The organism is Lacticaseibacillus suihuaensis, assembly GCF_054785075.1.
On the sequence record NZ_BAAGBJ010000001.1, the window covers coordinates 437,707 to 456,511 of the forward strand.

The following is an 18,805-nucleotide window of genomic DNA, read 5'->3' on the forward strand; positions in this document are numbered from 1 at the left end:
ATCGCCGCCAGTAACCAAAACAACGCCGCCGCGACCAGGCCGCGACGGCGTTGTTAACTGATTAGGACTTGAAGCGCTTCACGTTTTTGAGGCGCTTTTTCTTGTTCTTTTTTTGCTTGCGGATCATGTTGTTCATCGCCATCTTGCCCAGGCGGCCCTGAATCCCGCCGCCCATCAGGCCTTCCATGCCGTTGAAGTTGCCCTTGTACATCTGGCTCATCATCTGCTTGGACTGGTTGAACTGCTTGATCATGCGGTTGACCTCGACGATCGGCCGCCCGGAGCCGGCGGCGATGCGCCGCCGCCGGCTCGGGTTCAAGAGGTCCGGGTTCTCGCGCTCCGCCGCGGTCATCGAGTAGACAATCGCCTTTTGGTGGGCGATGTCTTTGGGGTCGACGTGGAAGTTCTTCATGGCCGGGTTGTTGGCCAGGCCCGGAATCATCTTCATGATTTCGTCAAAGGAGCCCATGTTGGAGACCTGATCCATCTGGTCGAGAAAATCATTGAAGTCGAAGCTGTTCTCCTTGATCTTCTCGGCGACTTCAAGGGCCTGCTTCTCGTCGTAGGTCTTTTGCGCCTTGTCGATCAGCGTCAGCATGTCGCCCATGCCGAGAATCCGGTTGGCCATGCGGTCCGGGTAAAAGACGTCCAGCGCGTCCATCTTTTCGCCCTGGCCGACGAACTTGATCGGCTTGCCGGTGACCGCGCGAATCGAAAGCGCCGCCCCGCCGCGGGTGTCGCCGTCCAGCTTGGTCAAAACGACCCCGGTGAGGTCCAGCCGGGCGTTGAAGCCCTCGGCAACCTCGGTGGCGGCCTGCCCGGTCATCGCATCGACCACCAGCAGGATTTCGTCAGGATGGGCGAGGTCCTTGATGTCGGCCAGCTCGGTCATCAGCTTCTCGTCGATCTGCAGGCGGCCGGCGGTATCGATCAGCACGTAGTCGTTTTTCTGCAGCGCGGCCTGGGCCATCCCCTGCCGCACGATTTCGCGCGGGTCGACATCGGTGCCCATTTCAAACACCGGGACCCCGACGGATTGGCCGACCACCTGCAGCTGCTCAATCGCGGCCGGGCGGTAAACGTCGGCGGCGATCAGAAGCGGCCGCGCCTTTTCGCCTTCAATCAGGTACTTGGCCAGCTTGCCGACCGTAGTGGTTTTCCCGGCCCCTTGCAGGCCGACCATCATGATTACCGTCGGAATGTGCGGCGACTTGTTGAGCGGCACCGCCGCCTCGCCCATCGTCTTGACCAGCTCGTCGTTGACGATTTTGATGATCTGCTGGCCCGGCGTCAGGCTTTCCAGCACCGAAGCGCCCAGCGCCTGCTCCCGCACGGACTTGATGAAGTCCTTCACCACGCCGAAGTTGACGTCGGCCTCCAGCAGCGCGAGGCGAATCTCGCGCATCGTGCTTTGCACATCCGCCTCGGTGACCTTGCCCTTGCGGCGCAGACCGGCGAAGGCCTTTTGCAGTCGCTCGGATAATCCTTCAAATGCCATAACGTATCCTTTCTACCGCGCCGCCTGATCGGCAACGCGCGTCAACAATGTGCTCAGCTTGGCGTCTTCTGCGTAATGCTGGTGAACGTACAGCACCAAGGCGTCGACCGCCTGATTTTGGGCCTGGTAATTCGCCAGCAAGTGCAGCTTGGCCTCGTATTCCTCGAGGCTGGCCTCGGTGCGGCGAATGTTATCGTACACCGCCTGGCGCGAGACGTCGAACTCGGTGGCGATTTCACCCAGTGAGTAATCGTCGCCGTAGTAAAGCTCGAGGTAGCTGTGCTGCTTGTCGGTCAAAAGCGCCCCGTAGAACTCAAAAAGCGAATTCATGCGGTTATTCTTATCAATTTGCATGTCGTCATTCCTTTGGCTTGTCTTACATTAGGATACCGATTCACACGGCCGGCGTCAATCGGACTCGCGGCGCATTGGCGCGTCACTGCCGCTTCGCGCAATCATTCACAAAAGAGATGTGTTGCGCTTTCAAACGTGCTAGAATGAAGAGGCAATGAAATGGAGGGACTTTCTATGGTAGCAACGATTATCTACTGGGCCGTCGTCTGCGCATTGCTGGGTTGGGGTGCTTGGAACATCGTATTCAGCGCCATCTACGTTCACAACCGCGAGTTCGGCAACCTGTGGTTCTTCGCAATCCTGAACGCCTTGACCCTGATTTTCACGGTGGTGTTCGACATCGTGATGTCCAACACGGCCTGGCAGAAGTACTGGTTCGTGGATTCCGTCACGAACGGGCCGCTCTTGTTCTTCATCATCATCGGCTACGTCGTCTTGATTCTCCTGCAGCTCATCTTGGGCCGCGAGAAGAAGTCGGCGGCTGCGTAAATTAAAAAGGGCCGGCTGGCCCTTTTTAATTTGCCCTCATTCGGCGTCCGGGGCCTTGATCAGCCCCTTGAACAGCCCGTAGACGAACTTGTTGGGGTCGAACGGCTGCAGGTCGTCCATCCCCTCACCCAAGCCCACCAGCTTGACCGGCACGTGCAAGGCGTTGCGAATCGCCAACACGATGCCGCCCTTGCCGGAGCCGTCCAGCTTGGTCAAAACGATGCCGGACACCTTGGTGGTCTGGTTGAACTCCTTGGCCTGGCTCAGCGCGTTTTGCCCCGTGGTGCTGTCCAAAACCAGCAGGACCTCCTGCGGCGCATCGGGCAGCTCCCGCACGATCACGCGGCGAATCTTGTCCAGCTCGTTCATCAGGTTGACCTTGTTTTGCAGCCGGCCGGCGGTGTCGACCAACAGCACATCGACCTGCTCGTCCTTGGCCCGCCGCACCGCGTCGTACACCACCGCGGCGGGATCGCCGCCGGGTTCGGAGGTCACCACCGGCACGTTGTCGCGGCGGCCCCATTCCTCAAGCTGGGCGATGGCACCGGCGCGGAAGGTGTCCCCGGCCGCCAGCAGCACGGACTTGCCTTCCTGCTGCAGCTGGTGTGCGAGCTTGCCGATGGTCGTGGTTTTGCCGGCGCCGTTGACCCCGACGAACAAGAAGACGGTCGGGCCAGCCGCCGCGTAGTGCAGCGTGTTGTCCTCGGCTTCTCCGGCCTCGCCGTACAGGTCGACCAACTTTTGGACCACCACCTGCGAGACCTCTTCCGGCCGCTTGGCGTTTTGCAGCTTGACCGAGTCGCGCAGCTCGTCGGTCAGCTGCACCGCGATTTCGTAACCGACGTCGGCGCCGATCAGCATTTCCTCCAGGTCGTCGAAAAAGTCCTCGTCGACGGTGCGAAAGCCGGCGAAAAAGGCGTTGAGCTTGGCCGAAAACGTGTCGCGGCTCTTCTCAAGCCCGGCGTCGTACTTTTCGACGGCCTTGGTTTCCGGCTCACCACCGCCAAAGGCCTTCTTGATTCGATCGAATAATCCCATTGCTTCCTCCTTAGGTGACTAACTGTCGGTGGCCAGCTGATCCAATGACACGGCCACCATGCTGGACACCCCGGACTCTTGCATGGTCACCCCGTACAGCATGTTGGCCGCAAGCATCGTGCCGCGGCGGTGCGTGATGACGATGAACTGTGTGTCCGAGCTATAGTGCTTCAAGAACTCGCCGAAGCGATTGACGTTGACCTCGTCGAGGCTGGCCTCCACCTCGTCGAGAATGGAGAACGGCACCGGCCGCACCTGCAAAATGGCAAACAGCAAGACGATCGCCGTCAGGGCCCGTTCACCCCCGGACAGAAGCGACAGCCGCTGCAGCTTTTTGCCAGGCGGCTGGGCCGAAATCTCGATGCCGGTGTTCAGCAGGTCATCCGGCTCGGTCAGGGCCAGATGCGCGGTGCCGCCGCCGAACATCCGCGGGAAAATCTCGGTGAAGGCGGCGTTGGTCTTGTTGAACATGTCCTCAAAGCGCGTTGCGACCTCCGAATCGAGCTCGCCCATCGTTTTGAGCAGCATGTCCTTGGCCTCCAGCAGGTCGGTTTGCTGTTTGGTGAGAAAATCATAACGTGCCTTGACGTTGTCGTACTCGGCAATCGCGTTGGGGTTGATCGGCCCCAGCTCGTCCAGGCCGCGGCGCAACAGCTTCAGCCGGCTCTTGAGCACCGGCAGGTCGGCGGCTTGCGCCGTGGTCTTTTCAAGCGCCGCCTCGAAGGTCAGCTGGTAGGTGTCGGCCAGCGTGGCGAGGTGGTCGTTCAGGTGAATCTTCAGGCGGTTGAGGCTGATGCCTTGCTGCTCGGATTCGGCCATCGCCGCCTTTTGCTTGGTGTAGGCGGTGGTGATGGCCGCAGAGACGCGGCTCAAGGCGTCGCGGTTGGCCGCCTTGTCCTTGACCAGCTGGTCGTGGGTGCGGTGCAAGTCGGCCAGCTTGCGCTCAAGCGCCGCAATCGTCGCGGCGTTGCCTGCGGCGTGTTGGCCGGTTGCGGCCGCCTCGGTGATGCCGGCGATGCGTTCCTCCAGCTGCTTGTGCTTGGCGGTCGCATCGGTGCTCGCCTGGTTCGCCTGGGCCAGTGCGGCCTTGGTGGTCGCTTGGGCCTGCTTGAGCACCGCGAGCTTGGTCGCCAGCTGGCTTTGGGTCGCCTGGGTCTGGCTGGCCGCCGCAGTCGCGACGCTCAGCCGCGCCTTCAGATCGGCCACGGTCTGGTTGGTCTGCTCAAGCGCTGCGGCGACCTCTTTGGCCTGCTGTTGAAGCCTGGCGATCGCCGCCTCAAAGTCCGTGCCGTCTGCTGCTTGTAGCCCGGCCGCTTCGGCCTGGCGCTTGAGCTGCGCCAGGGCGCTTTCCTGCAACTGCTTTTGGGCGGCCTGCTCGGCCAGGTGCGTCTGCGCCGCTTCGGCCGCCGCGCGGGCCGGGGCCAGGGCGGCTGCGGCCGCGGTCAGCGCCGCCTTTTTGGTGGCCACGAGCTCGCGCTGCTTGGCCAGGGCCGCGGTCATGTCCCGCAGCCTGGCATGCAGCTCGGTCACCTCTTGGGTACGTGCCAGCGGCGAGGTGCCGGTTTTTTTGGTCTGGCCCCCGGTCAGCGCCCCGCCCGGCGCCAGAATGTCGCCATCCAGGCTGACGATGCGGTAGCGGTGGCCGGTCAGGTTCGCCAGGCGAATGCCGTCGTCCAGGGTGGTCGCGACGATCAGGCTGCCAAGCAGATTGGCCATGACCGGTCGCACTTCCTCGCGAAACCGCACCAGGTCAACCCCGATGCCGATAAACCCCGGCTGGCCCTGCAGCTGCGCCAGCACGTTGGCCGGCAAAAGCCGCGGCCGCACCACGGCGGTCGGCAGGAAGGTCGCCCGGCCGCTTTTGGTTCGCTTCAGGTAGGTGATGCCCTGCTTGGCCGCCTGCTCGGTGGTGGTCACCACCGCCTGCAGGCTGCCGCCCAGCGCAACGTCCAGTGCCTGCTGGTACTGGCTCGGCACGGCGAGCAGCTCGGCCACCGCCCCGATCACTCCGGGCAGTGCGGCCTTTTGCTTCAGCACGGCGCGAACCCCGGCGTAAAATCCCGCGTAATCGTCGCGCAGCTCCTGCAGCGTCTCGTAACGCGCGTTGGCGCGTTGGTAGATGCTCGTGGCGGCAGTCAGCCGCTCGCTTTCGTCGGCGTAGTCGGCTTGAGCCGTCGCCGCCGCCTGCTCGGCCTCAGTCGCTTGGGCCTTGGCCGCGGCCACCGCGGCTAGGGCCGCCTGGTGCTGGGCAAGCAGGTCGTCAACCACGGCCTTTTGGTCTTGGACCTGGCCGGCCAGGGCCTGGCGCCGCTGGTTTTCCGCCTGGTTTTGAGAGGCGGCCAGCTGCGCGTCTTTTTCGGCACTGCTCAATTGGTTTTTGACCGTCGCCTGCTGCTGCAGCAGGTCGATGTAGCGCGTTTGCGCCGCCTCCAGCTCGGTGTTCAAGGCTTGCGGCGAGGCGGCCGAATCCGCCTGGGCCGCCGCTTGCGCCTGCAGCCGCTGGTAGTCTTTGGCCTGGGCCTGCTGCGTGGCCGTCAGCTCGGTCACCTGCTTTTGGGCGGCGGTCTGCTGTTCGGCCGCCGCCGCGAGCTGTTGCTTGAGCTCCGCCAGCGTTGCCTGGGCGTTGCTGGCGCGTTCGGCGGACAGCTTGACCTCGCCGTTCAGGTTCTCCAGCCGCATCGACTGGCTGAGTAGCTGGTCGTTCACCGTTGTCAGCTGCGCCTCAAAGTCGTTGTCGCCTTGAGTCAGCGTCTCGGACTTGGCCTCCAAGTGCTTGAGCTGATCCGCCAAGGCGTTAAGCGTCTGCTTGGTGACTTGACTTTGGGCCTGCACTTGGGTCTGCTCGGCCGCCATCTGCTGAATTTCAAGCGCCAGGATGCTCTTGTGAACCGTCTGGTAGTCGGCATTTTGCCGCTCAAAGTCCCGCGCCAGCGAGGCTTGCTCGGCCAGGGGCGTCACCTGACGGGAAAGCTCGGTCACGATGTCGTTGGCGCGGTCCAGGTTGTCGTCGGTTTCCTGCAGCTTTTGCTCGGCCTTTTCCTTTTGCTGCTTGTACTTCAAGACCCCGGCGGCCTCTTCGATGATGCCGCGGCGGTCCTTGGGCTTGGAGTTGAAAATCGCCTCGACGCGGCCCTGGGAGATGAAGGAGAAGGACTCCTTGCCCAGCCCCGAGTCCATGAACAAGTCGACGATGTCTTTGAGCCGCACGTTGCGGTTGTTGATCAAAAAGTCGGACTCGCCGTCACGATAAAGCCGGCGACACACCGTGACCGTCGCCGGCTGATCCTTCAGGTACCCATCCGCGTTGTCGAAGGTCATGATCACCTCGGCGCGGTTCAAGGCGGCGCGTTGCGCGGTGCCGGCGAAAATCACGTCGCCCATTTTCTCGCCGCGCAGGCTCTTGGCGCTTTGCTCGCCCAAAGCCCAGCGAATCGCCTCGGTGATGTTGCTTTTGCCGCTGCCGTTGGGCCCGACAATGCCGGTCAACCCCGGCACGAATGCAATCTCGGTTTTGTCCGCGAAGGACTTGAAGCCGCTGATTGTCAGATGTGTTAATTGCATGCGCTCACTCACTCGGCTGCTGCAGCTTGGTCAACGCGTCGTTGGCCGCCGCCTGCTCCGCAGCCTTCTTGTTCTTGCCGGTGCCCGACCCCAAGACCTTGCCGTCGACGGTGACATCGACCAGGAATTGGCGGTCATGCGCCGGTCCGGCCGAACTTTGCAGCTCGTAGGCGATGACCACCTCGCCGTTTTGCTGGACGAACTCCTGCAGCGCGGTTTTGTGGTCCATGTTCGCGGCGAACTGGCCGGCGGCGATTTTGGGGAAAATCACCTGCTCGGCGAACAGCACGTTGGCCTTGCGCCCTTGATCGAGGTAAAGCGCCCCGTTGAACGCCTCAAACAGGTCCTCCAACAGCGTCTTGCGCTGCCGGGCACCGGCATTTTCCTCGCCTTTGCCCAATTTGATGTACTGATCGAAGTGGGCCTCCTTGGCGAACGCCGAGAAGCTCTTCGTCTGCACAATGGCGGCCCGCATGCGGGTCAGCTTGCCTTCTGGCAGGTCAGGAAAGTGACGGTACAGGTAGTCCGACACGGTGATTTCGAGCACCGCATCGCCCAAAAACTCGAGGCGCTCATTGTCCTTGAGCCCCAATTCCTTGTGCTCGTTGACGTACGAGGAGTGGGTGAAGGCCTCGTCGAGCAGCGCCAGGTCGTGAAACTCGATGCCGTAACGCTGCCTCAGCTCACTCACAAACTCCGATGCAACCATAATGTAGCCCCCTCTATGCACAGTTTGTGCATTATTCCTATCCATTATACAAGTCAACCGCCGCGATTGCCACAGGCAACGGGCCGGCAGCCAAAAAGGACCCCACCGCGGTGAGGTCGAACAATTAGCGCTGGCGCCTGGTGACGCCGAGGTTTTGCCACTGAAAACCGGCCTGGCCATACGCGATCGACAGCCCCTTCACCCGCGTATTGACCGGCACCACTGCGGTGCGGTACTGCGTCGGCACCACGTAAGCGGCTTTGAGCATGTAGGCCTGCCAAGCGGCAAAGGCCTTGACGCGCTCGGCGTGATTCAAGGCGGCCGGCGCGTCGATGGCCGCCAACAGCCGGGTGTTTTCGGCGGTGACGAAGCGCGTCAGGTTGTACCGCGCCTTGACCCCGTAGAGATCGGCCGGTGACGGCTCGGACGACACGCCCCAGGTGGCCTCAAAGACGTCGATGTCCTTGGAATCCGAGTGCAGCTTGTCGTAGAAGTTGTTGGCCTCGAGCAGGCGGCCGGCCGTCAGCCGCACCCGCAGCCCGACGCGGCGCCACTGGCGGATTCGCGCCTGGGCCACGGCCTCCGAAGCGGCGTCCTTGGCGATGGCCGCGTAGTGCAGGGTCAACGGCTGGCCGTTGGGGCGTTTGCGGTAGCCGTCTTTGCCACGCTTGTAGCCGGCGGCGTCCAGCAGCCGGTTGGCCTTTTGGACGTCTTGGTGAAAACCTGGAATCTTGGCGTGAAACGGGCCGAAAATCGGCGGAATCAAGGTCGTCGCCGTGGTCGCCAGGCCGCCGTAATACAAGGCGTTGAGCCCTTGATTGTCCATGGCGTAGGCCATCGCCCGGCGCAGCGCGGCGTCACTCATCGTGGCCACCGGATCCATCACGTTGCGGCCACGCGCGGCGTCCCAGTGGCCGACCTTGAAGCCGATGTAGCTGTAGGCCAGGTCCTCGCGGCCGAGGTTGACGTAATGCGGCAGCTTGCGGTAGCTGGCAAAGTCGGTGGTCGGCATCTCAAGCGCCAGGTCGTAGCGCTTGGCCCGCAGCGCCGCGGTGATGGCGGCCGAGGCCACCACCTCCAGCCGCAACCCCGCAAGCCCCGGCTTGCCGCGGTAGTAATAAGGATTGGGCACGTAGGTCACGGCCTGGCCGACCGTCACCCGGCGCATCGCAAACGGTCCGAAAAACAGCGGATGCAGCCGAATCTTGGGGCTCGTCGCAAGCTTGGCGAACGGCACGTCCTTGAGGTAGTGGTAAGGCGCCGCCGACTCCCACAGGTAGCCGTTGCCCGACTGGGTGAGGCTTGGCATCATTCGCTTGAAGTGGATCACCACCCGCCGGCCCGAGGCGCCGTCGGGCATCGTCAGGCCGCTAATCGATGCGGCGTGGCCGGCGTGGTAGGCCGCCATGCCGTCAATGTTTTCAAGCGCCGTCGTGTACCGCGCCGTGGTCACCGCCGGATTGGCCAGCATCTCGTAGGCAAACACGTAGTCGCGGGCCGTGACCGGCTGGCCATCCGCCCAGCGAACCGCTGGCTTGATGGTCACCGTCGCGGTTTTGGCCGCGTTGTCCAAGGCGAGCGTGGCGGCACCGCCGGCGGTGATTTTGAAGGCCGAATCGGTCGCAAACAGCGTCTCGGCCGCCGGGCTCATGAAGTCCTCATCGGTGGCTGAGTCATAGAGCTCTTCGCTGAAGACCCCCTGAATCGGGGCGTCGGCCACCACCGCCACCGCAAGCTTGCCGCCAGCCAGTGCCGGCCGGGGGTTCTTGAAGACCGCTTGCAGCTTCACCGGCGCCGGTGCCGCCTGCCTTTTGGCCTGCTGCCGGTGGCCGCAGCCGCCCATTAGCAGCCCTGCGGCCATCAGCAGTGCCACCCCATACCCCATACGCCTTGCCATCGCGACCCCCTTCTGCCAGTTGCCCGGCCAACCGAATGTTGTAGTCACCATTTTACAAAGGCGGCGAGCCGATTGCAAGGCGCCGGCGCTGGCCCCGCTAGGCTGTGGTCAAAAAAGTCCGGCGCAGGCAATGCGCCGGACGCGCCGAAGCCACCGCAGGGGTAGCCACGCGGCGGCCTCGGTTATTTGGTTGGTGACTTGCGTTCTGGTGCTGATCGCGCCGCGGCGGCGCTGCTGCGCGGTGCCTTGGCACAAGCCACCGGTCAATGCCCCGCCGCAGCTACCTCGCATGGCGAGTAGGCGGAACAATGAGCGGCCGGTGGGTGGTGGTCCACACCCTGGTGGTCGGCCTCAATCGGAGGGGGCCGTTGCGCGAAAACGTCGACGTTGTTGCCTGGTTCGGCATGGCATGGGTGGGGGTACTGGGAATGCTTATGTCCCGGACCTTCCCCCTAAGCAGAAGAGTTGCAAGCACTGCGGCCGCGGCGCTTTCTTTGCCCGTTGACAATCATCTGAATCAAGTGTAAGCCCTGTCATTGCCACCGTCAAATTTGAAGCTCGCCGGACGCAAAAACTGCCTCGAGCGAGTCGAGGCAGCTGGGTGTAACCCCTATTTTTTCTGGTGGCTTAAGACGTACTGGACGGCATCGCCGACGGTTTCGATGTGTTCGGCATCCTCGTCAGGGATCTCAGCGCCGAAAGTATCTTCAAGCTCAAGGACAAACTCGACGGTGTCGATGGAATCGGCATCCAGGTCCTTCTTGAAGTTCAAGTCGTTGGTGATCTTATCTGCTGGGGTCTGGAAATGATCCTCGATCAGGCCAGCGATCTTATCAAATACTTCTTGCTCAGTCATGACACGGCTCCTCCTTGTTTTTAACACGCACTCAAGCATACCCGATTTCGAGTGGGTTGTCTATGCCGTTTCCGATCGCTCAGGCCTGGTCCTGGCGGTGGCTTTGAAAGTACGCCACGCTTTTTTGGATGGTCTGATTCTCGACCATGGCGGCGACTTGCTTGACGGTGTAATAAACCGTGGCCGCATCCGCGTTGCCGTGGGCCTTGACCACCGGCGCCTTCAGCCCAAGCAAGGCGGCGCCGCCGTAGCTTGAGACGTCGAAGGTCTTGGCGATGCTCTTGATGCCGCCCTTGAGCAGCAGGCCGCCGAGCTTGCCGCTGACGCCGCCGTCCATGATGGCGTGCTTGACCAGGCGCAAAATGGTCTTGGCGGTGCCTTCGATGGCCTTGAGCGTTGCGTTGCCGGTGAAGCCGTCGGTGACCACCACGTCGGCGGCCCCTTGCAACAGCGCATCGGCCTCGACGTTGCCGATGAAGTTCAGCCCCGGGGTCTGCTCAAGCAGCTTGTAGGTCTCTTGGTGCAAGTCGTCGCCCTTGTTGGCCTCGCTGCCGTTGTTCAAAAGCGCAACGCGCGGGTTGGCCAGGCCGCGGAGGTCGCGGGCGTAGTAGTTGCCCATCACCGCGTACTGCACCAGCTGGGCCGCGCGGTTCTCGGCGTTGGCCCCGACATCGAGCATCACAAAGCCCTTGCCGTCGACCGTCGGTAGCGTCGGCATCAGGCCGGGGCGGTCGATGCCGGGAATCCGGCCGACGATGAACAGCCCCGCGGCCAAAAGCGCCCCGGTGGAGCCCAAAGAAATCACCGCGTCGGCCTCGCCGCTGCGCACCGCCTGGGCGGCCAGCACCATCGACGCCTGTTTCTTGCGGCGAATCGCCCGCACCGGCTCGTCCGTGCTTTCGACCTTTTCCGTGGTGTGGACGATGGTCAGCCGACTGGCGTCTTGAATCAGCGGCCGAATCTTGGTCTCATCCCCGTACAGGGTGAAGAAGACGCCGGGCAGCTCGTTTCGCGCCTGCTCAACCCCTTGAATCACAACTTCTGGGGCGTGGTCGCCACCCATTGCATCTACGGCAATTTTCACTCAGATCACTCCTTTGTTTCCGATAGGCTAACTTTGCGCCAAAGCCGGCGATTTTGCAAGCCAGACCCCGCCTAATCCAGGCTGCCGGTGGCCTGCTGCAGCCGCGCCAGGTGGGCGCGAAGCGGCGCAAGCTCCGCCGCATCAAGCGTCGGGTCGGCCGCAAACAGCGCGGCGGCCACCTGCTGGGCGGCCTCAAGCGTGGCAAAATCGGCGACGGGATCGGCCACCGCAAACTCCGGCAACCCGCTTTGCTTGTCGCCGAACAGGTCCCCGGAGCCGCGCAGCGCCAGGTCTTTTTCCGCCAGCTCAAAGCCGTTGGTGGTCGTCGTCATAATCTGCATGCGCTCGACGCCGGCGTCGTTTTTGGGGTCGGCAATCAAGACGCAGTAGGCCGCGGCGGCCCCGCGACCGACGCGGCCGCGCAGCTGGTGGAGCTGGGCGAGCCCGAAGCGATCGGCATCAAAAATCGCCATCACCGTCGCGTTGGGTACATCGACGCCGACCTCGACCACGGTGGTCGACACTAGGACCTGTACCTCATTGGCGGCGAAGGCCCGCATAATCGCGTCCTTTTCGTCCGGCTTCATCTGCCCGTGCAACAGCGCGACCTTGGCCTGGCCCGCAAAGGCCTGGCTGAGCTTTTCGTAAAGCTGCTCCGCGTTTTGCAGGTCGACCTTCTCGGATTCCGCGATTAACGGCGTGATGGCAAAGACCTGGTGGCCGGCGGCGAGTTCCTGGCGCATCCGGTCCAGCGCATGCCCCACCTGGTTCTTGCGCAGCCAGCTGGTGGTGATCGGCTTGCGGCCGGCCGGCAGCTCGTCGATGCTTGACACATCCATCTCGCCGTAAGCGGTGATCGCCAGCGTGCGAGGAATTGGCGTCGCGGTCATCGCCAGCAGGTCGGGCCGCAAGCCCTTTTCCTGCAGCACCCGGCGCTGGTTGACGCCGAAGCGGTGTTGCTCGTCGATCACCACTAGACCGAGGTTGGCGTAATCCACGCCCTTTTGAATCAGCGCGTGGGTGCCGATCACGATGTCCACCGCGCCGCTTTGCAGCCCGGCCAGAATCGGCCGCCGGGCGGCCGCGCTGGTCGAGCCGGTCAACAGCGCGACGTTGACGTTCAGCGGGGCGAAGAGCTTGGTCAGCTTGGCAAAGTGCTGCTCGGCCAGCACTTCGGTCGGCACCATCAAGGCGGCCTGGTACCGGGCGGTCACGGTGGCGTACATCACGATGGCGGCCACAATCGTCTTGCCCGAGCCGACGTCGCCTTGCAGCAGGCGGTTCATGTGCCGCGGTGCCCGGAGGTCGGCGCAAATCTCGTTGACCACGCGCTTTTGCGCCGCGGTCAGGGTGAACGGCAGCGTCTGAATCAGCCCCCGCACGGCTTGGTTGTCATAGGGAATCGCCAGCCCGTTGGCCGCGGCGTGGTCGTCTTGGCGCAGCGCCTGGATTTGGCACTGAAACAAGAAAAACTCGCGAAAAATCGCGCTGCGTCGCGCCGCCTTAGCCTCTTGGGCCGAGTCCGGGAAGTGCATGCCGTGGACAATCGCCGCGTCTTGAAGCAGGCGAAACTTGGTGCGAATGGCCGCCGGCACCACGTTGCCCATCGCCTCAGCCTCTCGGGCGTAGGCGGCCTTGACCAGCTCCAGCACCGTGCTTTGCCGCACGTGCTTGTTCACCGGATAGATGCCGGCCAGCTCGGGCGTCTCCGCGGTTTGGGTGGCCAGCACCTTCATGCCGGTCATCGTGTGGCGCTTGGCGTCCCACTTGCCGTAAATCGCGGCCTCTTCGCCTTGCTCGAACTTGTCCTTGAGCCAAGGCTGGTTGAAAAACGTGACCAAAACCACCGCGCGGTCGACCTGCAGGCGCAGGTTCAGCCGGTTCTTGCGCGGCCCGAAGCGGCTGACCACCGGCGGCGCCACCACGACGCCCTTGATGGTCAGCTTCTCTTGGTCCGCCGCCTCCGCCAGGTCCTTGACCTGCAGGTCGTCGTAGCGAAACGGAAAATAAAACAGCAGCTCCCCGAGCGTGTGCAGCCCAAGCGTCGCCAGCTGCTCGGCTTTTTTCGGCCCGACGCCGGGCAACACCGTTAACGGATCCATCAATGCCAAGCGCTCGTCCTCCTCGCCGGTCAAAAACAATAGGGCCAGCCACCAGTGTGACCTGCCCTATGCCATTACTCTACGGAAACCAGGTACGGGTAAACCGGCTGGTCGCCTTGGTGAATCTCGACTTCAACATCCGGGTTGGCCGTCGTCACCGCGTCGGCCACGGCCTCGGCCTCTTGCTTGCTGCCATCAGCCCCGACAATCAGCGTGATGATTTCGGAATCCTCATCCAGCATCGCCAAGATCATGTCGATGGTCGCCTGCTGGCGGTCGCCTTCCGAAATCTTAATCTTGTTGTCGATGATGCCCATCCAGTCGTCCTTGTGAATGGTCAGCCCGTCGATGGTCGTGTCGCGAATCGCCTGGGTGACGGAACCCGACACCACGTTGCCCAGCTCGGCGGTCATCGCCGCCTCGTTGGCATCAAGCGCTGACTCCGGGTTGAAGCCCAGCATCGCGGTCATCCCTTGGTTGATGGTGCGGCTCTTGACGATTGCCACGTTGACCGTGGCCGCCTTGGCCGCCTCGGCCGCCGCCATGAAGATGTTGCTGTTGTTCGGCAGCACGATCACGTTTTCGGCGTGGGCCGCGGTGATGGCGTCCAGGATGTCGTTGGTGCTTGGGTTCATGGTTTGCCCACCGTTGAGGACGTAGGTGACGCCGAGGCTCTTGAACAGCTCGGCCAACCCGGACCCGGCGGCGATGGTGACCACACCGGCGGCGGCCAGCGGCTGCGCCTCTTGCGGCGCCTCTTTTTCGCGCTCGATGATCGACTCGTGCTGCAGGCGCATGTTGTCGACCTTGATTTTTTCAAGCGTCCCGAACTGCTGGCCGTACTTGAAGACGGTGCCGGGGTGTTCGGTGTGAACGTGAACCTTGACCACCTCGTCGTCGGCCACCACCAAGGTCGAGTCACCGAGCTGGTTGAGGTACTGGCGGAAGGTCTCGTAATCAAAGGCCTTGGGCGCATCGCCTTGGCCAAGGTTGACCATCATCTCCGTGCAGTAGCCGTACACGATGTCTTCCGGGTTCAGCTGCGCCTGGGCGCCTTGGTGGTGGGTGGCCGAGACCATCTCGCCCATCTCGACTTCATCCGGCACGTAGGCGTCGTCTTCGACCTCACCGGACAGCCCTTCCTTGAAGCCCTCGTAGATGAAGACCAGGCCCTGGCCGCCGGAGTCGACGACGCCGACTTCCTTGAGCACCGGCAGCAGGTCCGGCGTCTTGGCCAAAGCGCGTTTGGCGGCCTTGACCACCGCGTTCATCACCACCACGGCGTCTTCGGTGCCGGCCGCGGCCTTGAGCCCGGCCTTGGCGCCTTCCCGCGCCACCGTCAAAATGGTGCCTTCGACCGGCTTCATCACCGCCTTATAGGCCGTTTCCACCCCACCGGCGAACGCATCGGCCAGGTCCTGGGCGGAAAGCGTGTCCTTGGCGGCGACGCTTTTGGCGAAGCCGCGGAACAGCTGAGACGAGATGACGCCGGAGTTGCCCCGGGCGCCCATCAAAAGGCCCTTGCCCAGGTGTTTGGCCAGCTCACCGACCTGATCGCTGTCGCTTTCAAGGACCGCCTTGGCCCCGGTTTGAAAGGTCAGGTTCATGTTGGTCCCGGTGTCGCCATCCGGCACCGGAAAGACGTTCAGTGAGTTGACGAATTCGGCATTCTTCTTGATGCGGTGTGCGGCGATCCGGATCATGTCCGAGAACTTCGCCGCCGTGATTTCAGTAACTTCCACTCGGTAATTCCTCCGTATTGGTGCCGGCGCAGCGAACGCGCCGGCCACGATCTGTTAGTCTTCGCCTAAGACACGCACACCTTGCACGATTACCGTGACGGTGTTGGCCGTGACCCCCAGCATGGTTTCGAGGTTGTACTTGACCTTGTCTTGAACGTTGCGGCACACCTCCGAAATCTTGGTGCCGTAGCCGACCACGATGTTGACCTCGACGGTGACGCCGTTGTCGGCTTGCCGCACCACCACGCCGCGCGAGTAATTCTCGCGGTTCAAGATGTCGTTGAGATTGTCGCGGATCTGGTTTTTGCTGGCCATTCCGACGATCCCGTAAATATCGGTCGCGGCGCCGCCAACAACTGTCGCGATGACATTGTTCGAGATGTCGATGGTCCCGTACTTGGTTTTGATTTTGACCGCCATGCGCTGACCTCCTAGTGTTAGGGAATGATTGAGGCGAAAGTCGCCTCGCAACTGGGCCAAGCCTAGTTGGGCTTGGTATTTCTAGACTAGTTTAGCATAGCAAATGCCGTTTTAAAAGTCGGCCGACGCGCTGTCAAGTAAAATAACTTGGCAAAACTTCTTGCAATCGGCGGTGCCCTATGATAAGTTAGTTGAGTGAAAAATCCGTGACTGGATAAGCAAGGAGGTCCGAGAATTGGCAAAAGACGTAATCACAGGTCGCCACACTGTATTTGGCAACAAGCGTTCGCACGCTTTGAACTCCAGCCGCCGCTCCTGGAAGGCTAACCTGCAAAAGGTTCGCATCCTGATCGACGGTAAGCCAAAGCGCGTTTGGGTATCTGCCCGCGCATTGAAATCAGGTAAAGTGACTCGGGTCTAACCTCCCGAGCCCTGGGGTGCCGCTTGCGGTGCCCTTTTTTTGTCCAAAAACGCCCCTGGCTCGCGCATGTGTGCAAGCCAGGGGCGTTCGTCGTCTTCAGCCGCGGCGGCCGAACAGCTGGCGGGTCGCCCGGCGCAACAGTGCCTTGACCCGCACCGGCTGGACCAGATCCGCCGGTACCGCCAGCGGCAGGGTCGGCTCCTCCGGTGAGCGCAGGGCCTTGGACTCGCGGCCCCCGATCGGCTCAGCGGCGTTATCGGGCCCGGTCTCAGGGCGCTGGCGCGACTCAGCCGCGGCGCCGCCGACCGGTGACGTCGGCACAGGCGGCGCATCAACAGGCGCCACGGCAGGCCGCCCCGCCGCCTTTGGGGCAGCGGAACCGGCGACTGGGGCCGCCGTTGCCGGCTGCGCCTTGGCCGGGCTGTTCGGCCGTGGCGCTTCTTGGGCGGCCGCGCTAGGCGGAACCGCCACGGCCTTTGGCATCAGCGCCTGGGCCAGCGCCTCGAGCTCGGCCTGCGGGGTCGGCCGCCAGGGGTCGGCCGGCACGTAAATGGCGCGAACCCGGCCCCCATTTTTGGCCGGGACCCGCAGCGGCTGGGGCAGCCGCTCGAAGGCCGCGTAGTCCGGGTACGTCGTGATTGCATGCCCTTGCAGTCCGTAGCAGCGTAGCGCCGGTGCAATCGGATTGCCGGCGCGGTCGGTCGGCTCAAGCAGGTACTCGATCACCGCCGGCAGGTACGTGACCGTGACAAAGCGGTGGGCCGGTCGGGTGAAGCCACTGGCCGGCGACGCCGCCGGCACGGAGCGGTCGGGCACAAAGCCAAACCGCGCCGGTGTCGGCACGGCGGCAAAGGCGCCTTGGGGCAAGTAGGCCACGCGACCGGCCCCGCCGATTTCGGTGTACACCGCCACCTTGACGCGCTGCACCAAAGGCGGTGGCGTCTGGGCCCCGGCCCCGACGTAGGTGATGGTCCGCGTCAAGACAATGAACCGCGGCGTGACCGGCGGCAGCACCGTCATGCGGCCGGGCAGCAGATTGATGTCTTGGGCCGCGACGTGCGGGTTGGCCTGCTGCAGCCGCAACCAGCCCCGTGGCGACAGCGTCACCCAGTGGTCGCCGATGGTGTCGGTTGCCAGCCCCTCAAAATCCGCGGCGGTAAGGTCTGGGGCGACCAGCCCCGCGAACACGACCGGGTAAGGTTCCCGGGGCGTGGCCCCGGCTTGAATCGCCGAATCGGCGATGCGGATCAGTTTGCGCATAGCGTTCCCTCCTGCGGCTCAGTTGTCGACGGTTTGGCCCCGCCGATCGTGGCTGTCGACCACCGCGACCACGCCGGCGGTGAAGCTGATGGTAACCGGGGTCCCACCGACGAACTCGTTGGAGGCCCAGGAAAACGGCGTGGCGCTTGACCAGTCGGCCAGTGGGTACTTGGCGCCTGCAATCGTCAGCCCGGCCACCGCCGTCAGCGGCACGATGCCCAAGTATCGGTAGCCGGCCGGCAGCAGTCGGTGGGTGCCGGGCCGGTAGAAGCGAACCCGGTTTTGGGCGTCCAGCACTTCAAGCTGCTCGGTGAAGGCCGCAAAGCGCGGCTGCGTCGGTAAAAACAGGTTGCTCAGCAGGTGATCCAGCCGACCGCCGGTGGCGGCCAACAGCCGCACTCGCTCGGCACCGGCGGCAAAGGCCAGCCGCACCGCCATTTCCGTGTCCGTTTCGTTTTTTTCCGGCGGAGCCGTGTAGCGCGTCGCGACCCGGGCGGAGACCCGGTCTCGTTCGGCCGGCGTCAGCGAATCAAAATCCCCGACGGCAAACGTCGGCACGACCCCCGCCTCAAGCAGGTGCAAGGTGCCGCGGTCGACCCCCACCCAGTCGCCGTCCAGCTGTTGCCAGGCGGCTGGCAACAACTCCCGCGGCCCCCCGACCATCAGGTTCAGCGTGGTCATCGCGCCACCTGCCGCAGCTTGGCCAGCTGCGTCGCCGGCCGGCCGGCCGCGTAGATGAACGACCCGGCCACCAGAATGTCGGCGCCGGCGGCCAAGACTGCCGGCGCCGTGGCGTCCGAGATGCCGCCGTCGACCTCGATGTCAAAGCGCAGGCCAAGCTTTTGACGCAACGCGGCCAACGCCTTCACCTTCGCGGTCATCGCGGGAATGAACGTTTGACCGCCAAAACCCGGGTTAACCGTCATCACTAGCACCTGCCCCACCAGCGGCAACACCTCTTCAATCGCGGCCAGGCCGGTGCCGGGATTGACCACGACGCCTGGCTTACAGCCGGCCCGTTGCACCGCCTGCAAGGCGCCGTACAGGTGCGGCGTCGACTCGGCATGCACCAGCAGCGTGTCGGCGCCGGCCTTGGCGAACTGCGGAATCCAGCGCTGCGGGTCGTCGACCATCAGATGCACATCCAGCGGCAGGTTGGTGATCGGCCGAATCGCCGCCACCATCCCCGGGCCAAAGGTCAGGTTCGACACAAAATGGCCATCCATCACGTCGACGTGCAGCAGGTCGGCCCCGGCCGCCGCCACCGCGTCGATGTCCTGCGCCAGGTGGGCAAAGTCCGCGCTCAAAATCGAAGGTGCTATTTTCATCAGATGATCCTCCTTACGCGCCGTCACCGGCGCCTTCCCCATAAGA

The 18,805-nt window shown here is 63.4% G+C and carries 16 protein-coding genes; 2 read left to right on the plus strand and 14 right to left on the minus strand.

Annotated features, from left to right (window positions below):
• Positions 1–61 precede the first annotated feature (61 nt).
• The gene (gene ffh / locus ACYVRZ_RS01995; RefSeq protein ID WP_461224343.1) at positions 62–1,498 is read right to left on the minus strand and encodes a signal recognition particle protein; all 1,437 of its coding nucleotides are present in this window, start codon (positions 1,496–1,498) and stop codon (positions 62–64) included.
• Positions 1,499–1,510: 12 nt separating this feature from the next.
• Positions 1,511–1,852, minus strand: coding sequence for a putative DNA-binding protein (locus ACYVRZ_RS02000; RefSeq protein ID WP_262316233.1), 342 nt, complete (start codon positions 1,850–1,852; stop codon positions 1,511–1,513).
• A gap of 174 nt (positions 1,853–2,026) precedes the next feature.
• On the opposite strand from ACYVRZ_RS02000, the gene ACYVRZ_RS02005 reads away from it, so the two are divergent.
• A complete protein-coding gene (locus ACYVRZ_RS02005; RefSeq protein ID WP_461224345.1) occupies positions 2,027–2,341 on the plus strand; it encodes a hypothetical protein in 315 nt (104 codons plus the stop codon).
• A 36-nt stretch (positions 2,342–2,377) separates the two neighbouring features.
• Here the strand turns inward: ACYVRZ_RS02005 and ftsY are convergent, their stop codons facing one another.
• From ftsY to ACYVRZ_RS02050, 9 genes are all read right to left on the minus strand, one after another.
• Positions 2,378–3,379: a signal recognition particle-docking protein FtsY gene (gene ftsY, locus ACYVRZ_RS02010; RefSeq protein WP_461224347.1), complete on the minus strand. Its 1,002-nt coding sequence runs from the start codon at positions 3,377–3,379 to the stop codon at positions 2,378–2,380.
• 18 nt (positions 3,380–3,397) lie between these two features.
• Positions 3,398–6,940, minus strand: a complete 3,543-nt coding sequence (gene smc / locus ACYVRZ_RS02015; RefSeq protein ID WP_461224348.1) for a chromosome segregation protein SMC — start codon at positions 6,938–6,940, stop codon at positions 3,398–3,400.
• Between the two features lie 4 nt (positions 6,941–6,944).
• A complete protein-coding gene (rnc, locus tag ACYVRZ_RS02020) occupies positions 6,945–7,649 on the minus strand; it encodes a ribonuclease III (protein ID WP_461224350.1) in 705 nt (234 codons plus the stop codon).
• Between the two features lie 124 nt (positions 7,650–7,773).
• On the minus strand, positions 7,774–9,546 hold the full coding sequence (locus ACYVRZ_RS02025; RefSeq protein WP_461224352.1) for an oligopeptide ABC transporter substrate-binding protein: 1,773 nt from the start codon (positions 9,544–9,546) through the stop codon (positions 7,774–7,776).
• Positions 9,547–10,156: 610 nt separating this feature from the next.
• Positions 10,157–10,402 carry an acyl carrier protein gene (acpP, locus tag ACYVRZ_RS02030; RefSeq protein WP_262316239.1) on the minus strand — a complete coding sequence of 82 codons (246 nt, stop codon included), beginning with the start codon at positions 10,400–10,402 and terminating at the stop codon, positions 10,157–10,159.
• Positions 10,403–10,481: 79 nt separating this feature from the next.
• Complete coding sequence (plsX, locus tag ACYVRZ_RS02035; RefSeq protein WP_461224354.1) at positions 10,482–11,486, minus strand: phosphate acyltransferase PlsX; 1,005 nt, start codon at positions 11,484–11,486, stop codon at positions 10,482–10,484.
• Positions 11,487–11,557: 71 nt separating this feature from the next.
• Positions 11,558–13,597 (minus strand): ATP-dependent DNA helicase RecG, encoded by a 2,040-nt coding sequence (gene recG / locus ACYVRZ_RS02040; RefSeq protein WP_461224356.1) that lies wholly within the window; start codon positions 13,595–13,597, stop codon positions 11,558–11,560.
• A gap of 65 nt (positions 13,598–13,662) precedes the next feature.
• Entirely contained in the window at positions 13,663–15,330 is a 1,668-nt protein-coding gene (locus ACYVRZ_RS02045) for a DAK2 domain-containing protein (RefSeq protein ID WP_461224358.1), read from the minus strand.
• Between the two features lie 54 nt (positions 15,331–15,384).
• Complete coding sequence (locus tag ACYVRZ_RS02050; RefSeq protein ID WP_461224360.1) at positions 15,385–15,750, minus strand: Asp23/Gls24 family envelope stress response protein; 366 nt, start codon at positions 15,748–15,750, stop codon at positions 15,385–15,387.
• A gap of 235 nt (positions 15,751–15,985) precedes the next feature.
• Between ACYVRZ_RS02050 and rpmB the strand changes: the two genes are divergently transcribed.
• Positions 15,986–16,171, plus strand: a complete 186-nt coding sequence (rpmB, locus tag ACYVRZ_RS02055; protein WP_225047517.1) for a 50S ribosomal protein L28 — start codon at positions 15,986–15,988, stop codon at positions 16,169–16,171.
• A gap of 96 nt (positions 16,172–16,267) precedes the next feature.
• Here rpmB and ACYVRZ_RS02060 read toward each other — a convergent pair whose 3' ends face one another.
• The 3 genes from ACYVRZ_RS02060 to rpe are packed head-to-tail and all read right to left on the minus strand — an operon-like array spanning position 16,268 to position 18,759.
• Positions 16,268–17,431, minus strand: coding sequence for a hypothetical protein (locus ACYVRZ_RS02060; RefSeq protein ID WP_461224362.1), 1,164 nt, complete (start codon positions 17,429–17,431; stop codon positions 16,268–16,270).
• Positions 17,432–17,449: 18 nt separating this feature from the next.
• Entirely contained in the window at positions 17,450–18,112 is a 663-nt protein-coding gene (locus ACYVRZ_RS02065; RefSeq protein WP_461224364.1) for a thiamine diphosphokinase, read from the minus strand.
• Positions 18,109–18,759, minus strand: a complete 651-nt coding sequence (rpe, locus tag ACYVRZ_RS02070; RefSeq protein WP_461224366.1) for a ribulose-phosphate 3-epimerase — start codon at positions 18,757–18,759, stop codon at positions 18,109–18,111. The genes ACYVRZ_RS02065 and rpe overlap by 4 nt, the downstream gene beginning before the upstream one ends.
• Between the last annotated feature and the right edge of the window lie 46 nt (positions 18,760–18,805).

Bases quoted from the DNA above. Each gene is read 5' to 3' on its own strand.
- rpe (WP_461224366.1), bottom strand. From the start codon at position 18,759: ATGAAAATAGCACCTTCGATTTTGAGCGCGGACTTTGCCCACCTGGCG.
- ffh (WP_461224343.1), bottom strand. From the start codon at position 1,498: ATGGCATTTGAAGGATTATCCGAGCGACTGCAAAAGGCCTTCGCCGGT.
- ftsY (WP_461224347.1), bottom strand. From the start codon at position 3,379: ATGGGATTATTCGATCGAATCAAGAAGGCCTTTGGCGGTGGTGAGCCG.
- acpP (WP_262316239.1), bottom strand. From the start codon at position 10,402: ATGACTGAGCAAGAAGTATTTGATAAGATCGCTGGCCTGATCGAGGAT.
- rnc (WP_461224350.1), bottom strand. From the start codon at position 7,649: ATGGTTGCATCGGAGTTTGTGAGTGAGCTGAGGCAGCGTTACGGCATC.
- ACYVRZ_RS02060 (WP_461224362.1), bottom strand. From the start codon at position 17,431: ATGCGCAAACTGATCCGCATCGCCGATTCGGCGATTCAAGCCGGGGCC.
- ACYVRZ_RS02050 (WP_461224360.1), bottom strand. From the start codon at position 15,750: ATGGCGGTCAAAATCAAAACCAAGTACGGGACCATCGACATCTCGAAC.
- ACYVRZ_RS02000 (WP_262316233.1), bottom strand. From the start codon at position 1,852: ATGCAAATTGATAAGAATAACCGCATGAATTCGCTTTTTGAGTTCTAC.
- ACYVRZ_RS02065 (WP_461224364.1), bottom strand. From the start codon at position 18,112: ATGACCACGCTGAACCTGATGGTCGGGGGGCCGCGGGAGTTGTTGCCA.
- ACYVRZ_RS02025 (WP_461224352.1), bottom strand. From the start codon at position 9,546: ATGGCAAGGCGTATGGGGTATGGGGTGGCACTGCTGATGGCCGCAGGG.
- ACYVRZ_RS02005 (WP_461224345.1), top strand. From the start codon at position 2,027: ATGGTAGCAACGATTATCTACTGGGCCGTCGTCTGCGCATTGCTGGGT.
- smc (WP_461224348.1), bottom strand. From the start codon at position 6,940: ATGCAATTAACACATCTGACAATCAGCGGCTTCAAGTCCTTCGCGGAC.